Raw genomic sequence first — 17,861 nt, 5'->3', positions numbered from 1 at the left:
ACGCTGCGCGCCGTAAGATTGGCATCTTTGGCGCCGACGCCTTGCCAATTGCGGAGAGCGCCGCCGCCATCGTCAGCGCTCTACAAAAAACCGGTCACACGGCTCTGCCGCGCAGCCTCCTAGGGAGCGCGGGGCAGACGGCACGGCCCGGACTCGGTGCAATTGTCAATCGAAGTGGTTGAGACGTCTATACCCAAATCGTTGCCCATGTCGCCACCATGCCGGAGTACTTCGCACCGGACGGGCCCAGCTCTGAAGCCGGCGATACCGCGCGCCCTCGTCCGGCCTCTAGGCCATCGAACGCATCACCAACATGCACAATGCGCCGAAGGAGGTGATGCAATGGGTGAGCGCATGGTATGCACGGTTGACCAATGCGACGTTCCCGGACTATGTGCTGGTCCTGACCGAGCAAAGACTCGTTGGGGCACTTTGACCCGGTGCGCGGCAAGCCCCGTCCTTCAGGGTTCCTGAAGGGCGGGGAAGGATAGCGCGGACGGCGTAGCGGTCCTTGCCGTTGGGTTTTAGTGTGGAGTTTGCTGCTGCTCGATGTACTGGCGCACGATGGAAATTGGTGCGCCGCCACAGGATGAAGCGAAGTAGGACGGCGACCAGAGCACGCCTTTCCAGTAGCGTTTCTGGATGTCAGGTCTTTCCTTGCGCAGCAGGCGGCTGGACACACCCTTAAGACTGTTTACCAGATTCGATACCGCCACCTTTGGTGGATACTCCACCAGCAGGTGGACGTGATCGTCCTCCCCGTCCATCTCGATCAGGTCGGCCTCGAAGTCGGCGCAGACGTGAGCAAAGATGGCGCGAAGCCGCTGAAGAGCGTCGCCATCGAACACCTTGCGGCGATATTTCGCCACAAAGACCAAATGGACATGCATTTTAAAAACGCAATGCCTGCCGTGCCTGATGTCATTGCGATCGCTCATAGACCAAGAGTATGATGGGCCGATGCAGCGACTTCAAGCCTTCAAATACGAATTGATGCCGACCAGCGAGCAGCGGCGCAACATGCGCCGCTTCGCCGGGTCGTGCCGGTTCGTATTCAACAAGGCACTGGCGCTGCAGAAGCAGCGCTACGAGCAAGGGGAGAAGAAGCTCGGCTACGTCGGGCTCTGCAAGGAACTCACAGCCTGGCGCAACAGCACGGAAACGGCATGGCTGGCCGAGGCCCCCGTTCACCCGCTGCAACAGGCCTTGAAGGATTTGGAGCGGGCCTACACCAGCTTCTTTGCCAAGCGAACCGAGTTCCCACGCTTCAAGAAGAAAGGGCAGGCGGACAGCTTCCGGTATCCCGACCCGAAACAGATCAAGCTGGATCAGGGAAACAGTCGCTTGTTCCTGCCCAAGCTTGGTTGGCTGCGCTACCGCAACAGCCGGGACGTGCTCGGTGCGGTGAAGAACATCACCGTCAGCCAGTCGGGCGGCAAGTGGTATGTGAGCATTCAGACTGAGCGGGAAGTGGCGCAGCCTGTCCCGCAGGGTGGTGCGGTCGCTATCGATATGGGCGTGGCGCGTTTCGCCACCCTCTCGGATGGCACGTTCTACGCGCCGCTCAACAGTTTCAAGCGGCAGGAGACTGCGCTGCGTAAAGCGCAGCAGGCCATGAGCCGCAAGGTGAAGTTCAGCAACAACTGGAAGAAGGCGAAAGCCCGCGTCCAGCGCATTCACTCCCGTATCGGCGATGCCCGCCGCGACTACCTGCACAAGACCTCAACCGCGATCAGCCAAAAACACGCGATGGTGTGTATCGAGGACTTGCAGGTGCGGAACATGTCCAAGTCCGCTAAGGGCAGCGCCGAACAACCGGGAAAGCAGGTTCGGGCCAAGTCTGGCCTGAACAAATCCATCCTCGATCAGGGCTGGTTCGAGTTCCGCCGCCAACTGGACTACAAGCTGGCATGGAACGGCGGCTGGCTGGTCGCCGTGCCACCGCAGAACACGAGCCGAACCTGTCCGTGCTGCGGACATGTATCGGTGAGCAACCGGCAGGCGCAAGCCCGGTTCAAGTGCATGGAATGCGGCTTCGAGGAAAACGCCGATGTAGTCGGCGCGATCAATGTTCTAAGGGCGGGACACGCCCGGTTAGCCTGTGAAGTGAGTGGTGCAGGAATGCCACCAGCAGCAGGAACCCACGGAAGCGACTCATTCCGGCTCGATGCCGGGATGAGCGCCGTAGGAATCTCCGGTCTTTAGGCCGGGGAGGATGTCAAGGAGAGATCACAAACCATGCACGCCGGATGCCGGTGATCGCAGTGCAAGCCGTGCTTCCATCGGACGGTCGTTCATCCCTGACAACAGCAGAGAGCCACGGAGCCTATGTCCAAGACCATCAAGAAGCGGTACCTGAAAGCGCTCAACCGGCACCTGAAGAAGGAGTCGGCAGGCAAGTTCGACACGGTTTTTGTCTTCTATCCACCGGGCGCGAAGGCTAAGGACGCCACGGGCGTCACAGCCAGCGGCTCTGCCGATGTGCAGGTCCTGGCGGTCATGGAGGCAGTCCAGGCCCGTGTGTTCGCCAAGTTCGAGGATTCGGCAAAGCTTGGATAGATGGAACGCGAACTCAAACTGGAACTGCTGCAGGACGACGTCGACCGTCTGATCGACCTGCCGCTGCTTTCCTCGTGCTGTGTGGAGCCGCCTCACGACGACAAGCTCCTGAGTACCTATTTCGATACGGATGACCTGTCCTTCCGTCGACACCGCGCATCCCTGCGCGTGCGCCAGGCGGGTGAGCACTATGTGCAAACGTTGAAGACCGGTGGCACGCAGCACGGGGCGCTTTACGAGCGGGAAGAATTTGAGTCCGCAATTCCCGGCGGCACGCCGGATCTTGATGCCCTGCGAGAAAAAGTGCCAGAGGGCACCGCGCTGGGCATGCTGCTGCGTGAGAACGATCTGGCAGAACGCCTGAAGCCGATCTTCGTGACGGATGTCCGGCGCACGGTCATGCTGTTGCGCTTGCCACAGGGGGACGAGGTCGAACTGGCTCTCGATCGTGGGGTTATCCAGGCGGACGATGCCACTGAGCCTATCCGCGAGCTCGAGATGGAGATCCAGGCCGGAGAGCCGGCGCATCTTTCAGCGTTAGCCCTGCAACTGCTCGACGCAACGCCATTGCGCCTGAGCCGCGTCAGCAAAGGCGACCGCGGCTACGCGCTGATCGCTGATCAGGCCAATGAGGTGGTACGCGCGGCGCCTCTCAAACTGGCCCAAGCCGATTCGGCCGAAGCGGTGTTTCAGTGCATAGCTCAGAACTGCCTGGCGCAAATCTCGGGGAACGAGCGCGGCGTGGTCAACGGCACCCATCCGGAAAGTGTGCACCAGATGCGAGTTGGCCTGCGTCGTCTGCGCTCCGCTCTTGGTATTTTCGAGCCGCTGATTGCTTGCCCGTCGTCACTGCAACTGGAAGTCAAATGGATTGCCGATGAACTAGGTCCGGCGCGTGACTGGGAGGTGCTCGCCAACACGACCTTGCGTGACGCTTTCGATGGGACCCCCGAGGATTTGCGCGCGGATGCGGTACTGGCCGCGGCGAAGGCGGTCGCCGCCGAGGCCCGGCAGCGCGCCGACCAAGCCGTGAATTCCGCGCGCTACACACGGCTGATTTTGACACTGAGCCAGTGGTTGGGCAGCGCGGACTGGCGCCATGGCCTTGACGAGGCGCGGCGCACGGCACTCACCGAACCTGTCCGCGAGTTTGCACTGACGACGTTGCGCAAGCGGCAACGCAGGCTGCTCAAGCGGGGACGGGGCATGGCAAAGATTGACGAGCAGTGGCGCCATCGAGCGCGCATCGCTGCGAAGAAACTGCGTTACGCGACCGAGTTTTTCGAATCATTGTTGCCCGCGAACAAAGTGAGCCGCTATCGTCGGCAACTGTCGCGCCTGCAGGATGACCTAGGATGGCGCAATGATATGGCGGTTGCTGAGGGCTTGTCGCTCCGCCTGGGAGCGGAGCGCCAGCAACTGGCCATAGGCTGTGGCTATGCGCGCGGCTATATCGCACGCTGTGTCAGCGCTGACAGGGAGTCGCTGCGCCGCCTATGGAAACGATTCAAGGCGGCTAGCCTACCTGTTTAGCCCGGCAGATCGCCGGAACACTGTCACGGGCATAGTGGACGTCTTGAGTTCGCGTCGCCGCGACGGCTCCGACTCGGGCCGTCTGTCCAACGGGACTACTGGCTTGTCTCATAATTGTCCGGCGCCACTCGGACCCCAAATTTCTGCTTGAACGAGCCCCAGCCGCGGACTGAGGCGCATGACGGTGTATTTCAGGGTGAGGCCTGCGTGATAGGCCATCCGCTGGAACACGCCGGGTAGCAGGGCCGCATTGCTGCGGGCCCCGCCCCCTTCTATGAGCAGGAAGTTGTCAAGGTCTTTCACAACCCTGACTCACAAATCATTGACCAGGTCCCCCCATCCGGCCTCCGTATAAGAAGCGCTGTAGCGGGGTCAAGGGCAGGCGAAGCCTGAGCGCAGCAACCCTTGACGCCGCGAAGGCGCGACATGCTGGCGTATGTTGGTGAGCGCGCGGTATTGCGCTCACCAACATAGAGGCACATTCCACGTGGCCCAATAATTACTGCAATCGAATCTACGTCCCTGGCTGAAGCCGGCCGTGGCGCTCGTGAGACGATCCAACGTGTCACAACCTTCTATCCGCTGGCCGGTTCGCCAGCCCCATCCTGCATGCGCGCTGCGCCGAAATCTTGTCCGGGCGACATACCCCATCTAAGAATCGGTTGCGTTGGCAACCAAGGGGGCGGACGGGTATGTCCACTTCAACCATGGGAACAACAAGTGATCTTCGGACTGTCGTGGTATCACTATCGTGCAATACGTCTCAAACTGGTTTCATCTGTGCTCCATCAGGAATCACGCCGTCTTTCAGGTAGCGCCATAGTGCAATCACCAGTCGCCGTGCGACAGCGACGATGGCGATGCGCCGCGCGCGGCGGTTCGGCCCCGTGCCCTGCGTGCGCTGGTTGAACCACTGTGTCAGTGCACTGTCGGGCTGGTAGCGCAGCCAGGTCCACGCCATCTCGATCAGCAGCGCGCGCACTCGCCGGTTGCCCTGTTTGCTGATCCCCTGGTCGACCTGGCTCTCGCCGCTGTCATAGGGCTGCGGCACCAGCCCGACGCAGGCGGCCACCTGACGCCGATTGCTGAACTCCCGCCAGAACAGCTCGAGCGCGAGGCGCGACGCGCCAACTTCACCAATGCCCTTCAGGCGCGCCAGGTCATCGCTTCGCTTGCGCGCAGGCGCTGGCACGCTCGCCTGTCGCGTCTTCTCAAGTGCGGCGAGTTGCTGCTGCGCCAGCGCGAGGCGTTCGCACTCGCGCAGCAGCCGCTCACGCAGCTCGAGCGGCAGCGGCGTGCCGTCATGACACCGCACCTCGTCGCGGGCGAGCCGGCCGGCGAAGGCGCGGTGGTCCACCTCATCCCAACAGCCGAGCGTGGCCAGCAGTTTGCGCATCCGGTCGCGGTGCTGCAGCACTTCCTTTTGCAGTTGACCGCGATCGCGCATCAACTGGCGGCGCGACAGCCTCTCGCCTCGCTGCTTTGCTTCATCCATTTTGGCCTGCAGCGCGCGGAGTTCAGGCGTCATCAACACCGACTTCAGACGGTCGATCCGCGCGTCCTGCCGACCCATGACGACCTCGAATCTGCCGGAACTCACGACGTGGGCATGGCTGCCGGTCGTATAAGCGACCGTCGCCACATTATTGACGCCGAAGTCGATCCCGGCTGAAGGCACATTCTCACGGTCCGATAGGGCGCCCACGAACACATCGTTGCGCCTGGCCGGCGTCAGCGCCTTGCCCTTGGCCGTGACCAGTCGCGCAGCGAGCTCTCGCTCGAGCCTGGCCAGCGGCGAGTTCTGATCGAACTCCCGCGGCACGCGCACCACTGCCTCGAACTTCACGCCTTGCCCGGTGGGGACGATTCGCAGGTGTTGGGGCGTCCCGGAGCCGAACCCGCGCCGCGTGAGCGCTCGCTCGATCACCTCCAGAATCGGATAGGTGTTCCACGCCGCCATCTCTTCGGTGGTGAGCGCAAGCGTTTCCGCCATATCCACCGGGATCACCTTGTCACCCAGCCCAATGAGGGTTCGCCCAATCTGGGCGAGTGGGATTTCCAGCACGTAGCGGCTATTGCGGGCTAGATACGACGGCGAGCGAGGTTTTCCTGTGAAACCGGCGCTGCCAGCAACGAAATTAGCGAGTGAGTTGAAGTAGCCTGCCCACGCTGCCTTGTAGCGTCGCAATACCTGCTGGGCAGCCGCGGCTGGAAGGCGTCCATAGACTGCAGTGCCGTCCATGCCTGGCCACGCCCTTAGCACGTTGTCTAGGACGGTGATATCGAGCAGCGAGCCGAGCGGACTAAGAGAGAAAGTCTCCAGCCTTGCGACGAGTTTCAGTTCAGGTGTCTTCGCCCCCGGATCGGCCGATGCGACCTCTGACTCATGCTTGTCGCGTCGCGCCGAGTTGATCCGATCAATCGCAACATTGAAGCGCTCGATCGCCACTCGCTGATGCTCGTGCAAATCGTCCTTGACTCGGTATCCACCATCGACTCTGTCGTAGGCGGTGATCACGTTGTTGACGGCGAAGTGGGCGGTGTTATAGAGGTTCTTGCACTGCAGGCCGAGCGCCAAGCAAACGGCGTTCAATGCAGCGCCAGGCTTATCGAGAACGAGCGCGCGCTGAACGTAAGCCTTGATCGGCTTTTCGTCAACGTGTTGTGGGTCGCTCTCGTTCATGTGGCCTGACTCAATTCAATAATGTCCCGATTGTATCCACGCAAGAATCTCACGCAACTATTTGAGGGCATCACGGGCTGCCGTGCCGCGCAGATCGAGGTCGTGGTTCGATGCATCGCATCTCAGGTGCGCGGACGCGGAAGACCGCCCAAGCACAGTCTTCGTATCCAGGCCATCGCGACGCTCTTGACGTTGCGACTCAATCTAACGGTAAGAGCGATTGCGGCGCTCACGGGCTTGCCGGTTGCCACGACGGCGCGGGCGATCCACCGCGTCGTCCGATGCCTAGCCCATGCCGGGTTCGGCTAGCTATCGGCCCAGATCCTGATCGTCGATACCACCAGCGTTCGGATCGGTTCGTCCGATCTCAAAGCGTACTCAGGGCACAAACATCACCGGTGCGCCAAGGTTCAGGTAGTGGCTACTGCCAACGGAGCCATTGTGGACGTTAGCGACAGCTATCCTGGCTCGGTGCATGACAAGCGGATCTGGGACACGGAGGCACTAAGGTTTGCACTCGGCGATGTGGTGGTCCTGGGCGATAAGGCGTACGCCGGAGGTCATGGGGAAGGCGTCACACTCTTTCGGCCGACCAAGCGCAATGAGTCCGCCTACCACTCGGACAAGCACGCCGCAAAAGAGCGCAATCGCCAGATCTCCAGGGTACGGGTTCGCATTGAACATGTATTCGCCCGGCTGAAATGCTGGCGGGTCATAGCCGGCATCTTCCCCTACCATTGGTCGAAGCTAGGGGTTGTCGTGAAGGCGTTGGCCGTGCTTCATAATCTCGCGCGGGAAATATGAAACTGCCTTTACATATCCGTGATCCGACCCGTCCGCACCGGACAAGAAGAGACTCAGATCATTACGATTGACCCTGAGTGTGGCGCAATCATATTTATGATGCGCCGCAACCTGATTCTACCTGCACGCTAATCTCGGCAGATCCCTTCGAAGTAGGGGATTCTGGGCGAGCAACCACTGGTTCCCGCGCTGCCCGCAGAGATAAGCCGGCTCAAGAACCTAGTGCTCTACTTGGAAACATAGGCGCAAATGGCACGCCACCGCGACGTACTATGCCGCGGTGGCCGTCAGCTGCCGCACCGGCCGGTACAGGCTGGTGCGGCCACCAGGCCAGCGACTATGCTTCGGCCGCCTGATCCGTTTTTGCCGCCAGCGTCTGAGCCACCCAATAGCCGGTATTGACCTCGATATTTTCCTGCAGGGTTACGAGGTCGACCATCTGGTTGCTGAGGAGCAATCCGAAGCGAGAAAGCAGGTCCAACTCCTGTTCGACGAGCTTGGACATAGTGTTGGCACGCTTGACTTGTGCGCGCTCCTGCAGCCAGGCAGTCCATCCCAGCATCCATCCTTGCTGCTGCGCCTGCAGGCGCAGGACGATAGCGGACTGCAACTGGAACAGCTCCGTCAGCACTTGCGCATCCATGCTAAAGGGTGCCAGGTTCAAGGTCTTCACCCCGGTACCGGCCGTACGCAAGGCCCATCCATTCATCAGCGTCTGCAGCATCTGGGTGCGCTGCAACGCCGCGGGCTGGGTCATGGCCAAGGCGCGATGCACTGCCGGCAAGGCCTCGGTCTTCGTTACGGTCAGCGCGCCATCATGGGGACTCATCATGGTTCCTTCCATCTTGCCGCTCCCTCAACCGCCAAGCCGGCTAAGCATGCCGTGGATGGCGCGGATTTGGATCGCGTCACGCGAATAATAGTCGGGCCGCTCGGCGTCCGCACTGGAATATCCCCACCAGTCCCAGCAGCCGTCGGGGTTCTGCGTCAGGCTATCATCGGTGCCCTCTGCCTGCGGGTACAGCACGATGATATTGTTACTGTCGCCGATACTGTTGTAGCCGGTGGTCGTGATATACCGGTTGCCATAAGGCGGCTGGCTGGCGAGGTCGGACTGACCGAACGTGAAGTCAATGTAGTTGTAGCCTTGCTTGCAGCCGTGGAGGGCGATGTGGACCCGAGCCGCTGCGCCGTCTGCGACAGCCTGCGGTACGTAGGCGTAGCCATACTTGCTCATACTCGCCCGCGCCTCATTACCAAAGAATTCCGTCTGGTCGAAGCGCAGCAGGCGCCCGCTCAGCCGCTGTGAGGGGGCGAGCAAATTGCCATAGATATGCCGCAGGATATTGTGGGATTGGATAAAACTGCCGTTGTTGATGTACGGCGGCTGGTTTGTGCTCAGCGGCGAATCCTCGGCATTGTCGGTGATGATCGAGTGGCCGGCTGGCACGCTGTCGTCATAAAAGATGTCGTCAGCCTTGACACCAAGCAGGTGGTAGAACTCACGGGTGCGTTCCACCACTGTTGAAAATACCACGCTGTCTTCGCTGCCCGTAAAAATGTAGACGCGGTCGCCGGCAAGGTTGGCGATTGGGTCAATTCTGCCGTCGAGCGCAGTCTGGTGTGCAAGCTGGGCAAGACGCTCGGCGTTGGGCGCGGTCCGCGGCACAAGCGGATTCATGCACAAATGCAGCGCGTTGAGTTCGTAAGCATCCTCTGCTACTGCCGAAGCGGAGCGAAACGATTCCGCGCAGCGATATGGGCCTCCCGCAATCACGCCCGCGCCGCAAAAGCTTGACGAATGGGCGAGATGCATTTGTACCGTCATAAAGGCACCCGAGGAGAGCCCCGAAATGGAGCTTTTTCCCTTTTCGACCTTATACGTGCCGAGTTGAACGACCTCACTATCAATATCACCTGCCATGCCCACCCCCTCCGTTGTTGAGATCATGTTTGGCACCCGCAGTCTGCACCGACACGCCCAGCGCGGGTCAGCCCCGGGCGAATCTCGCCGCCAGCTGCGGAACTAACCGTGGCGCGAGATCCGGCATTGTGCAACGCACAATTCATATTAGTTGAGCCACATGACGGAAGCCACACAAATCTTCGGTTGCAAGTCACGATGCAGTCACGGTGGCCTGGCAGCGCCTTGGGGAGCAATCTCACGGTGCTTAGGGATGGTTCATGGATCCCAAGACCGGGAAAGCTTTCGATCGTGACCGGGCGCTGGCGGCGCGGTCTCGTGCGGTGTCGTCGCGACGCTGGCGCACGCGATCGGGTGGGCAAGCAATATCTGCCAGTGGTAGGACGGACTCCCCGGGGGCCGGTGGAGGTGTGCCAAGACCTTGTTGTGGCGACACTCCAGACGGCGGGGAAATTTGTGGCGGCGTGGTCTGTGCCATGGTGGCCGACGTTACAGCCAGCGTGGCCAAGAACAGTATTTCTTCATGTTTTTATCCTTCAGAATGCGTGATTTTCTGACCGCCTGCACACAAGGCCGGACTGCCGGTCTTTCTTCACCGGGAAGACTCTGGCAGTCGCGGTAGATGGCGAAAAGTTCGTCCAGCGCGCAATAACCCCGGCGGTGCTGCAAAGCAATATCGATGCCAAAGTACGTAACCACTCGGTCTTCCGGGAGTTTCGCCCGAAAACCCCTGGCAGGGTAATGCACGCCAACCTTTGGCCTGCCCCTCATGTCGCGATTCGTCATCGTCGTGAAATTCTCGGTTCCTACCTTGATAGCTCGCTTGGGAACGAGGTAATCCCGCCTCGCTCAATGGGTAGGGGAGAAGACGAGATGAAAGAGCTGATGCGTTGTGCCGCGCTGCTAGCCGCGGGGATGATGACCACACTGACGCCCGCCAGCGCCGATAGTAGTGACTCGGGTCGGCCTATCACCGTCGCCGTGTTCGGCGACTGGCCGTACAACCAGAACCTTCTTGACAACAAGTCCCTGCTGATCGATTCGGTCAATGCAGATCCTGCTGTCAGCCTGGTGATCCACGTCGGCGACATCCATTCGGGCAGCATGCCATGTACCAGCGCGGGCATTCTGCCGCCGATCACAACTTCGAACCCGGGCTGGAATCAGGGCATCTACGCCGCGTTCCAGCAGTTCAAGGCGCCGATGATCTATACGCCTGGCGATAACGAGTGGACCGACTGCCACAAGAGCAAGGAAGCCAGTGCCGGAGATCCGTTAAAGGAATTGACCTCCTTGCGTAGCCTATTCTTCGCCCGTCCGGGGCACAGCCTCGGATTGGCCGACAAAGGTGTGATTTCGCAGGCGCTGTCCTACAACACCGCATATCCGACGGACGCGAAGTTTGTTGAAAACGTGATATGGGAAGATTCGCACGTGGTCTTCGTCACGCTCAACGTGCCGGGATCGAACAATGACACGCTGCCGTGGACGGGGACGTTCAGCAACCCGGGCGCGCAGGGGCAGGAGTTGGTCGAGCGCAATGGCGCCAACCAACGCTGGCTGCAAGCGGCATTTAGTCGCGCCGAGGCCAATCACGCGCGTGGCGTTGTTATTGCGCTGCAGGCCGACATGTGGGATCCGGCGGCCCTGGCGGTGGGCGGGGATGGGCTTAGCGCCTATACCCCCTTCGTGCGCCAGCTTGCCGACCTGAGCATCCGCTTTCAGCGTCCTGTATTGCTTCTCAATGGCGACTCGCATCTCTACGGAGCCGATCGGCCCCTGGCCAATCCAGCGAGTGCCACAGGCACGATTCATGGTACACCGGCAGTGCCCAACCTGACGCGCATTACGGTCCAGGGCTCCACCAACACTCCTGCCGAATGGCTACGTCTGACAATCGACCAGAGTAACCCCAATTTGTTCAGCTGGACCAACGTGCCGTATTGCAAGAATCCGCTTGGCTCCTGCCAGTAAGTTTCTTGCTGTCTTGGTCAGCGTGGCACCACTCCAGGGTGGTGTCTTGCTGGATAAGTGGCCCTAACAAAAGTGCCCAACGAATCGGGAGCAAATGACAGCGCAGAGCGGGCCGAAGCCGAAGCGGCGCTGGTGCGCCAGCTGCTGGCAGAATTGCGGGTGGGGCCGCCCGAGCGAGATGGCGCTGGGCGGCGGCGCAAGGCCGGGAGCCCGGCGCCGATCGCGGAGCTGAACGACAATCCGGCCGAAAGATTGGACGAACAACAGGACGAACAACAAGGCGCGCCAGCCGCCGCCCTGAATCCGGAAGACGGCGGCGACAGTGACGACCACGATGACAGTCAACGAAGAGCGGGCGGAGGCGATCCGCTGGATCCAGGCCCAGATGGCCGACTATGAGCTGACGATGGTGGAACTCGATGCGGCGGGGTGCTTCGAGCCGCCGCCGCCCCCGCCCGCGCCACCACCACCTGCGCCGGTCTGCTACCGCAACGCCGAGGGGCTCACTTGGGACGGGCAGGGCGAGATGCCGTCCTGGCTGAAGCGGGCGGTCAATGCGGGACAGAGCGTGGAGTTTTTCCGGGTCGGATAGCCGCCGGGTTCGCCGCTTGCCGCTGCCCGCGCATTCCGGAGCACCTCCCTTGCGCTATCATCCGGCCCATCTGGTCCACAGCAAACGACAGGAGCAGCCCATCATGCGACACATCGGTCAGACCGTCTCGTTCATCCGTCCCGACGGCCAGTCGGTCAACGGCTACCTTGCTAGGCCGGATCTCACCGATGGCGCCCCGGCCATCATCGTTGTCCAGGAGTGGTGGGGGCTGAACAACCAGATTCGCGGCGTGGCCGACCGCCTTGGGCGTGCCGGCTACTACGCGCTGGTGCCTGACCTCTACCACGGCGCCAGCACGGTCGTGCAGGAAGAGGCCCACCACCTGATGTCCAAGCTGAACTTCGGCGACGCCGTGGCGCAGGACATCCGCGGCGCCGTGCAGTACCTCGGCACCCTGAGCAGCCGCATCGGTATCACCGGCTTCTGCATGGGTGGCGCGCTGACGCTGCTGTCGCTGAACGCCATCCCCGAGCTGGAGGCAGGTGTGCCGTTCTACGGCATGCCGCCGCTGGAAGCCATCGACCCCGTCAATATCAAGGCGCCGGTGCTCGTCCACTCGGCCACGCAGGATGCGTTCTTTGCGGCCGAGGACTTCGACAAGCTCGAGGAGAAGCTGCGCGCCGGCGGCGTCGACGCGACGTTCCACCGTTACCTCGCGCACCATGCCTTTGCCAACGAGGAAGCCATCGGCGACGGCCGCATCGCCGGTACCCAGTACGACGCCGCCTGGGCGCAGGTCGCCTGGGACCGCACGCTGACGTTCTTCGCGCGCCACCTCTGGCGTTGATCATCGCCAGCCGGGAAGCATCCCGGCTGCGGCCAGGCCGCCCTGAGCCCGGATGACGGCAGCGACGGCAGCGACGGCAACGGTGACGTGAAAAATGAGCGGGCGGAGGCGTTCCGCTGGATCCAGGCGGAGATGGCCGATTATGGGGTGATCGTACTTTCCGTGTAGAAAATGGCGGCTACAGGGCGCGCATCCGCCTGCAGCAAGGCTTTTCGGTGCAATAAGTCTCGTCCGATCGGTGCACTTGTAAGTCCTTGATAGATCGAGATTTTCCGGGGCAAACCGCCAGAAAATGCAGCGAAAGTACGATCACCCCCTGACGCTCGCTCCCTTTTCGCAAAGCGTCGATCACAACGCCTTCTCGGAGAGCGTCCCGAAGATCTGCATGTGTATGTCACTCGGTCATGCTCGCGACCGCGCACATCGATTCCCCGATCCAGGCATCGCCCGATTTTCAGCAGCTGCTGAAGGACGTCGGCGCCAGGATCGTGACCGAGCCGCGACAAGCGGGAGAGGCAAACGCAAGATAGCTGCGGGTGCCTGCGAGCTCTTCGTAGGAAGTCCTACATCTGGCCGGGAGGTGGCTGAGTTGGGACGTAGACAACGCCGCCACTCCCGTATCCCGCCGTGTACCACGTTGAACCGCACTTGTAGTAGGAGGCGCCGCTCACCATGATCGGTGTGACGTTGCAGGGTGGTGGCGCTGGCGGAGGTGGCGGCGCAGGCATCGGCGCCGCTGTGCTGACCGGGGGTGGTGCAGCAGCGGCATTCGCCACAACCGCAGCCGTGCCGACCACCATAGCGCCGGCGACAAATCCTGCCGCTGCGTCGTTGTCCCAATTGGAACCGCCGCAACCGGAGCAGTTCACCGAGACCTGGCTGTTGCTCTGATAGTTACTGGCCGTACTCTGCCGGGTCGCCTGGTTCTGGCTGGAACTGGCCTGGCGGTTAGCCTGATTCTGACTGGAAGTGGTTTGTCGCTGAGTCTGGCTCTCAGTCTTACTCTGCTGACGTTGCGCCTGATTGGCGCCAGATGTCTGTTGTGCTTGCGTCGCAGCAGACTGCCGTTGTGCCTGATTCTCGCCGGCCGCTTGCTTGCGCTGGCCGGACGCAGCCTGCCCACTGCCGGTGCTCTGCGCTGCAGCGCCGCCGCCGCGCCCGGAGGAGAACGATCCGCTAGCGGCCGCTCCGTCGCGCGAGAAGCCCCCCTCGCCACCGCCACCACTGCGTTGAGCGCGATCACCACCGCCGCCCCCACGGCCTGCCCGACCCTGCGCGCTTGCCTCAAGCACGCTTCCCCCAATGAGCAGGCATGCCAGCATTACCGCGGTAATGCCACGCCATGAAATTGTTTTCATTTCCCGGCTCCTTTGGCGGACGCCGCCTTGCGCGCCTCGGCGGACGCAGTGGGAATCTGCGCGGCGAATGCGATCTTTTGCGCACCGTCTGGCGGCCGCGCCACGAATGTGTCATCGGCAAGCTTCGGGGTGAAGTTCCAGTCAGACAACTGCGCCCTGAACTGAGGCTGGCCTGGCTCATTCTTATAAGTCAGGACAACGCGCACTGGATAGGGCTGGTTCCCGTCCGCGACCCAGATCTGGATGTCTACCGCATCGCTGCGCGCAGCAAGATGGTGGGTGGGAACGCCTTGAATATTGGTCTTCTCCACATAATCAACCTGCCGCACCCGCTCATCGAATTCCGCGGGCAGCCGGCTCACCAGCAGCATGGCCAGGGGGAAGCGCAGATGGAGATCCCGAACAAAATGGACGATGGTGTCGTCCAGGTTGCCTGGTTGTGGTTCTATCGCATAGACCTTATTGGCGAAATCGACCACCGTGATCTCCTTGCCCGTAAAGACGGCCAAGGTCTTGGTGCCGTCGCTGCGCTCGCTCTCAACCCGCAATCGCTCGGGCCGGCTTACCGTGATATTTCTCAGTTCACCGTATTCAATCTTCTGTCCGGACGGTTGCACGACGTCGTAGCCACCGCGCAGCTTGACGCTGAACGCATGGGCGTTCCCGAGGAACCCAGCCATCCGCATCAGGATCGCCCGAGCTTGCGCCTGAGATGCGGTCTCCTGCACGGCAGCGGTTTGCCCTGGCTTTGGCGTCGGCTGTTGGGAATATGCTGGTTGGCCGATTGTCAAAAAGAGCGCTGAGACGAGGACGGCACGCTTGAAGCGTCGTAGCGTATGATCGTTTATTCTCACGATTATTTCTCCTGCGCGTATGCCTTACCGCCACCGCACGCCCATGGGACTGTGCGCCTTGAGAATCGAATGAAGTATAGGTCTGCATCAGCGCACCTTGCTTGAGCTTTATGCTTAACCCAGCCGCGCAGGCAAGCGTGCTGATCCGACACATGGCGCAACATGGCGCAAGCTCGGTAGCGCGAATCCTGCTTGTGCTGGTCAAGGCAGGTTCACGTGCTTGTGCCTCCATCCGGGCTTCGATTTTGGTGACGCGCTCGGAAATCATAATCTCCCGCTGGTATGCGCGTTAGCGGCCGCCGGTACAGTCCTCCCCGGGGGCTCGTGGGCAATTTTTGGAGGGCGGCGATCATTCGTTTGCGCCACGTCATCCGTTGGACATGTCTCGCCGCCACACAGCCGCTCGGCACATCTCGGTCGTTGAGTGCAACAAGAATGACTGGCGCAAATTGGGCCAGATCCGGTCGGTCGCTGGCTGTCGGCTGACTGACCGAAAATGTCCGATCACCTCTCCAACCGCCTATGCCACGCAGTATGAGCCGGTCGTCATGCAGTCCGGCCCCAACTACCGCGCGGACAACACCGTCAAGTACACCGGGAAGTTCGGAGGACTGACGGCGCTTGCGCACTGGTCCTTCGGCGTCGGGGTGGCCCTGCTGCCCTCGGTAGGGTTCCCCATCCCGATCGGCGGCAATGGCGAAGCCCGGGGCAGTTCCGACGTGACACCGCCTATGGCGGGGCACTGGCTTACACGTTCGGCCCGTTCGCCGCGACGGCCGGCTATGACCAGTGGAATCCCACCATCGGCACCGGCACCGGCACCGGCAAGAAGGCCGTGGTAGGCGCCAGCTATGCCTTCGGCCCCGCCAAGATCATGGGCGGCTACCTCTGGGGCCAGAAAAGGAATGCGGCCGATGCCTTGACGCCCGGCAACCCGGATTCCGGCAGGCAGATTGCGCGAGCAAAATGCGCCGCCTGCCATGGGACTGACGGCAACAGCCCTGACCCGAAATATCCCAAGCTGGCGGAACAGAATCCCGTCTATCTCTACCAGCAGCTCCGGAAGTTCGGCACGGGCGTGCGCCGGTCAGATGTCATGACGGAGATTGCCGCGGGGCTCTCCGACCAGGAGATGGCCGATGTCGCTCGATTTTTCAGCCAGCGGGTAAGGCACCCCGAGCCTGTTCGCTACCCAGGCCTCGAAGCGTCGGGAAGAAGGTCTTCTTCGCGGAACTTCACGGGACGACGGCTAAGTGCGCTGCCGGCCACGATCCGCCGGGGCAGCGGGGAATGCCAATAGGGCCCGACATGCCGAGCCTGAACGGCCAACATGCTGCGTACATCGTTGATAAGTTGAGGCGCTACGCCCGGGGCGGGCGTCAGGCTCCGATGATGGGCCAGATCGCCACGAGCCTGAGTGAGTTCGAACGACGCGCCGTGGCTGAATTCCTGACTATTTGTCGACCGTGATTCCCGCTAACCGCGCTTGATCAGTCGGATGACGAAAAGCAGGATGACCGCACCGATCACCGCCGTGATGATGGATCCAACCCAGCCGCCGCCAAGCGACATGCCAAGTAGGCCGGCCAGCCATCCGCCGATAAAGGCGCCGACGATGCCGACGATAATGTCCACTACCAGACCGAATCCACCACCCTTTACCAGCACGCCAGCCAGCCATCCGGCAACGGCACCAATAACAAGCCACGCAATGAAACCGTGTTGCATTTTCACACTCCATTTGGTTTGTATTAGGGAGGGCGGATTGGTGCCTTCATAGCCTGTATAAGACTACGAATGAATAGTAGTTCCCTGAGGTGCTCTTGGTTATAGATTCGCAAGGAGTAGTAGCCGGGCCATCTAGTTCTGGTCCGCCGAAAGCTCTCGACCAGTTGATGCACGTGCGTGCAGACGTAGCGAATTTCCGGGCTTTCGATATGGTCCGCGGCACGCCGGCCGGACGGTCTTCATCACCGGAGCGGCAGCGCAGCGCGGCAGGGGCAAGGGATCTCCGCTTCAACCCGGTCGTCTCTTCGCGGACTCTTTTTGCGCCATTCGAGTCGTCGCCACCCGGGACCATCGGGCATTTACGCACACTCTGGACCCGGACCTTCCGAAAATATCGAACGTCATCTTGACAACACCCACCACTCTCAGGCTGAAACTTCATCGTGAACTACGGTGACCGCTATCGGCACGGGGAGCCTATTGCATCGAATTTCGTCTGTTCACCACCTAGTTGACGGCCGACTCGGTCCTCGATCGTCGCCTGAATTCGCCCCTCCCGAATTGCCGCGAGGAAGGCCGGGAAATCGCTCCGGTTCTGGGACGCGTATTCGGTGGCGAACTCGCAGATTGCGTCGTCAAAGGTCTGGCCGGAGCCCATATACCCCGCCATCATCGCAGCGTCGCCCGCCCTTGCATGCGCACGGGCCAGGGCATGTGCGCACATCCGGCCGTACTGCCTGAGCATGCCGCTATCCCAGTCCTCGATGAGGGCAGACAACTTCATATCACGCAACTGTCGGATGTAGAAGTCCCGGCCATTTCTGCCGCGGGTCCAGCCGAGGAACACATCGGTGGCGGACTGCATCAGCCGCTGGCCCACAATGACGCGCTGGCCGTGATTGTCGTACACGCTCTTGCCAGCATAGTCGTCCCTGCGGAATGCCGAAGAGTAAGACGCAGCAAGGCTTAGCAAGAATTTCGCTGCGTGCCGAACTCCCAGATCGAATATGAATCTGATTCGAATCCTGGGAGATTTGAGGGACT

General features: G+C 61.4%; 18 protein-coding genes and 2 pseudogenes. 11 read left to right on the top strand and 9 right to left on the bottom strand.

Annotated features, from left to right (window positions below):
* Positions 1-182, top strand: a 182-nt coding sequence (locus DN412_RS44240) for a hypothetical protein (RefSeq protein ID WP_208647748.1), incomplete at its 5' end; no start/stop codon positions are given.
* A 342-nt stretch (positions 183-524) separates the two neighbouring features.
* On the opposite strand, the gene tnpA is transcribed toward DN412_RS44240, so the two are convergent.
* Positions 525-938 carry an IS200/IS605 family transposase gene (tnpA, locus tag DN412_RS39430; protein ID WP_115216491.1) on the bottom strand — a complete coding sequence of 138 codons (414 nt, stop codon included), beginning with the start codon at positions 936-938 and terminating at the stop codon, positions 525-527.
* 22 nt (positions 939-960) lie between these two features.
* On the opposite strand from tnpA, the gene DN412_RS39425 reads away from it, so the two are divergent.
* The 3 genes from DN412_RS39425 to DN412_RS39415 all read left to right on the top strand — a co-directional run bounded on the left by DN412_RS39425 (position 961) and on the right by DN412_RS39415 (position 4,092).
* Positions 961-2,205, top strand: coding sequence for an RNA-guided endonuclease InsQ/TnpB family protein (locus DN412_RS39425; RefSeq protein ID WP_115216490.1), 1,245 nt, complete (start codon positions 961-963; stop codon positions 2,203-2,205).
* 123 nt (positions 2,206-2,328) lie between these two features.
* Positions 2,329-2,559, top strand: coding sequence for a hypothetical protein (locus DN412_RS39420; protein WP_115216489.1), 231 nt, complete (start codon positions 2,329-2,331; stop codon positions 2,557-2,559).
* Entirely contained in the window at positions 2,560-4,092 is a 1,533-nt protein-coding gene (locus DN412_RS39415) for a CYTH and CHAD domain-containing protein (protein ID WP_115216488.1), read from the top strand.
* Between the two features lie 108 nt (positions 4,093-4,200).
* On the opposite strand, the gene DN412_RS43230 is transcribed toward DN412_RS39415, so the two are convergent.
* Entirely contained in the window at positions 4,201-4,395 is a 195-nt protein-coding gene (locus tag DN412_RS43230) for a hypothetical protein (protein WP_133303164.1), read from the bottom strand.
* Positions 4,396-4,855: 460 nt separating this feature from the next.
* Positions 4,856-5,548, bottom strand: a pseudogene (locus DN412_RS39410) (transposase); the annotation flags it as partial.
* Between the two features lie 1,548 nt (positions 5,549-7,096).
* Between DN412_RS39410 and DN412_RS39400 the strand changes: the two are divergent.
* Entirely contained in the window at positions 7,097-7,579 is a 483-nt protein-coding gene (locus DN412_RS39400; RefSeq protein WP_115216486.1) for an HARBI1 family protein, read from the top strand.
* Between the two features lie 337 nt (positions 7,580-7,916).
* On the opposite strand, the gene DN412_RS39395 is transcribed toward DN412_RS39400, so the two are convergent.
* From DN412_RS39395 to DN412_RS43225, 3 genes are all read right to left on the bottom strand, one after another.
* The gene (locus DN412_RS39395) at positions 7,917-8,423 is read right to left on the bottom strand and encodes a hypothetical protein (protein WP_133303162.1); all 507 of its coding nucleotides are present in this window, start codon (positions 8,421-8,423) and stop codon (positions 7,917-7,919) included.
* Between the two features lie 12 nt (positions 8,424-8,435).
* Positions 8,436-9,503 carry an extracellular catalytic domain type 2 short-chain-length polyhydroxyalkanoate depolymerase gene (locus DN412_RS39390; RefSeq protein WP_115216484.1) on the bottom strand — a complete coding sequence of 356 codons (1,068 nt, stop codon included), beginning with the start codon at positions 9,501-9,503 and terminating at the stop codon, positions 8,436-8,438.
* 489 nt (positions 9,504-9,992) lie between these two features.
* Positions 9,993-10,289 carry a hypothetical protein gene (locus DN412_RS43225; RefSeq protein ID WP_133303161.1) on the bottom strand — a complete coding sequence of 99 codons (297 nt, stop codon included), beginning with the start codon at positions 10,287-10,289 and terminating at the stop codon, positions 9,993-9,995.
* 87 nt (positions 10,290-10,376) lie between these two features.
* Between DN412_RS43225 and DN412_RS39385 the strand changes: the two genes are divergently transcribed.
* The 4 genes from DN412_RS39385 (at position 10,377) to DN412_RS39365 (ending at position 13,768) form a co-directional block, all read left to right on the top strand.
* Entirely contained in the window at positions 10,377-11,477 is a 1,101-nt protein-coding gene (locus DN412_RS39385; protein WP_115216483.1) for a hypothetical protein, read from the top strand.
* A gap of 334 nt (positions 11,478-11,811) precedes the next feature.
* Positions 11,812-12,069: an H-NS family nucleoid-associated regulatory protein gene (locus tag DN412_RS39375; RefSeq protein ID WP_115216482.1), complete on the top strand. Its 258-nt coding sequence runs from the start codon at positions 11,812-11,814 to the stop codon at positions 12,067-12,069.
* A gap of 103 nt (positions 12,070-12,172) precedes the next feature.
* Positions 12,173-12,877 (top strand): dienelactone hydrolase family protein, encoded by a 705-nt coding sequence (locus tag DN412_RS39370; protein ID WP_115216481.1) that lies wholly within the window; start codon positions 12,173-12,175, stop codon positions 12,875-12,877.
* 672 nt (positions 12,878-13,549) lie between these two features.
* Positions 13,550-13,768 carry a hypothetical protein gene (locus tag DN412_RS39365; RefSeq protein WP_115216480.1) on the top strand — a complete coding sequence of 73 codons (219 nt, stop codon included), beginning with the start codon at positions 13,550-13,552 and terminating at the stop codon, positions 13,766-13,768.
* Positions 13,769-14,231: 463 nt separating this feature from the next.
* Here DN412_RS39365 and DN412_RS39360 read toward each other — a convergent pair whose 3' ends face one another.
* Complete coding sequence (locus tag DN412_RS39360) at positions 14,232-15,089, bottom strand: DUF2092 domain-containing protein (protein ID WP_244223043.1); 858 nt, start codon at positions 15,087-15,089, stop codon at positions 14,232-14,234.
* 509 nt (positions 15,090-15,598) lie between these two features.
* Here DN412_RS39360 and DN412_RS39355 point away from each other — a divergent pair.
* Positions 15,599-16,011 (top strand): annotated as a pseudogene (locus DN412_RS39355) (porin); the annotation flags it as partial.
* Positions 16,009-16,389, top strand: a complete 381-nt coding sequence (locus DN412_RS45195) for a c-type cytochrome (RefSeq protein WP_244223044.1) — start codon at positions 16,009-16,011, stop codon at positions 16,387-16,389. The pseudogene DN412_RS39355 and the gene DN412_RS45195, both read left to right, overlap by 3 nt.
* Positions 16,390-16,565: 176 nt before the next feature.
* Here the strand turns inward: DN412_RS45195 and DN412_RS39350 are convergent, their stop codons facing one another.
* Complete coding sequence (locus DN412_RS39350) at positions 16,566-16,817, bottom strand: GlsB/YeaQ/YmgE family stress response membrane protein (RefSeq protein WP_115216478.1); 252 nt, start codon at positions 16,815-16,817, stop codon at positions 16,566-16,568.
* 460 nt (positions 16,818-17,277) lie between these two features.
* Positions 17,278-17,861: DUF2252 family protein (locus DN412_RS39345; protein ID WP_115216477.1), on the bottom strand; the 584-nt coding region annotated here is incomplete at its 5' end.

It is taken from the genome of Cupriavidus lacunae (genome assembly GCF_003353055.1).
Lineage (GTDB): Bacteria > Pseudomonadota > Gammaproteobacteria > Burkholderiales > Burkholderiaceae > Cupriavidus > Cupriavidus lacunae.
The sequence above is the reverse complement of the archived record's forward strand: the minus strand, read 5'-3'. Positions and strand labels throughout refer to the sequence as shown.

Coding starts and splice junctions, on each gene's coding strand:
- DN412_RS39415 (WP_115216488.1), top strand. CDS start 2,560: ATGGAACGCGAACTCAAACTGGAACTGCTGCAGGACGACGTCGACCGT.
- DN412_RS39365 (WP_115216480.1), top strand. CDS start 13,550: ATGATCGGTGTGACGTTGCAGGGTGGTGGCGCTGGCGGAGGTGGCGGC.
- DN412_RS39420 (WP_115216489.1), top strand. CDS start 2,329: ATGTCCAAGACCATCAAGAAGCGGTACCTGAAAGCGCTCAACCGGCAC.
- DN412_RS39350 (WP_115216478.1), bottom strand. CDS start 16,817: ATGCAACACGGTTTCATTGCGTGGCTTGTTATTGGTGCCGTTGCCGGA.
- DN412_RS39390 (WP_115216484.1), bottom strand. CDS start 9,503: ATGGCAGGTGATATTGATAGTGAGGTCGTTCAACTCGGCACGTATAAG.
- tnpA (WP_115216491.1), bottom strand. CDS start 938: ATGAGCGATCGCAATGACATCAGGCACGGCAGGCATTGCGTTTTTAAA.
- DN412_RS39385 (WP_115216483.1), top strand. CDS start 10,377: ATGAAAGAGCTGATGCGTTGTGCCGCGCTGCTAGCCGCGGGGATGATG.
- DN412_RS39370 (WP_115216481.1), top strand. CDS start 12,173: ATGCGACACATCGGTCAGACCGTCTCGTTCATCCGTCCCGACGGCCAG.
- DN412_RS43225 (WP_133303161.1), bottom strand. CDS start 10,289: ATGACGAATCGCGACATGAGGGGCAGGCCAAAGGTTGGCGTGCATTAC.
- DN412_RS39395 (WP_133303162.1), bottom strand. CDS start 8,423: ATGGAAGGAACCATGATGAGTCCCCATGATGGCGCGCTGACCGTAACG.
- DN412_RS39425 (WP_115216490.1), top strand. CDS start 961: ATGCAGCGACTTCAAGCCTTCAAATACGAATTGATGCCGACCAGCGAG.
- DN412_RS39375 (WP_115216482.1), top strand. CDS start 11,812: ATGACAGTCAACGAAGAGCGGGCGGAGGCGATCCGCTGGATCCAGGCC.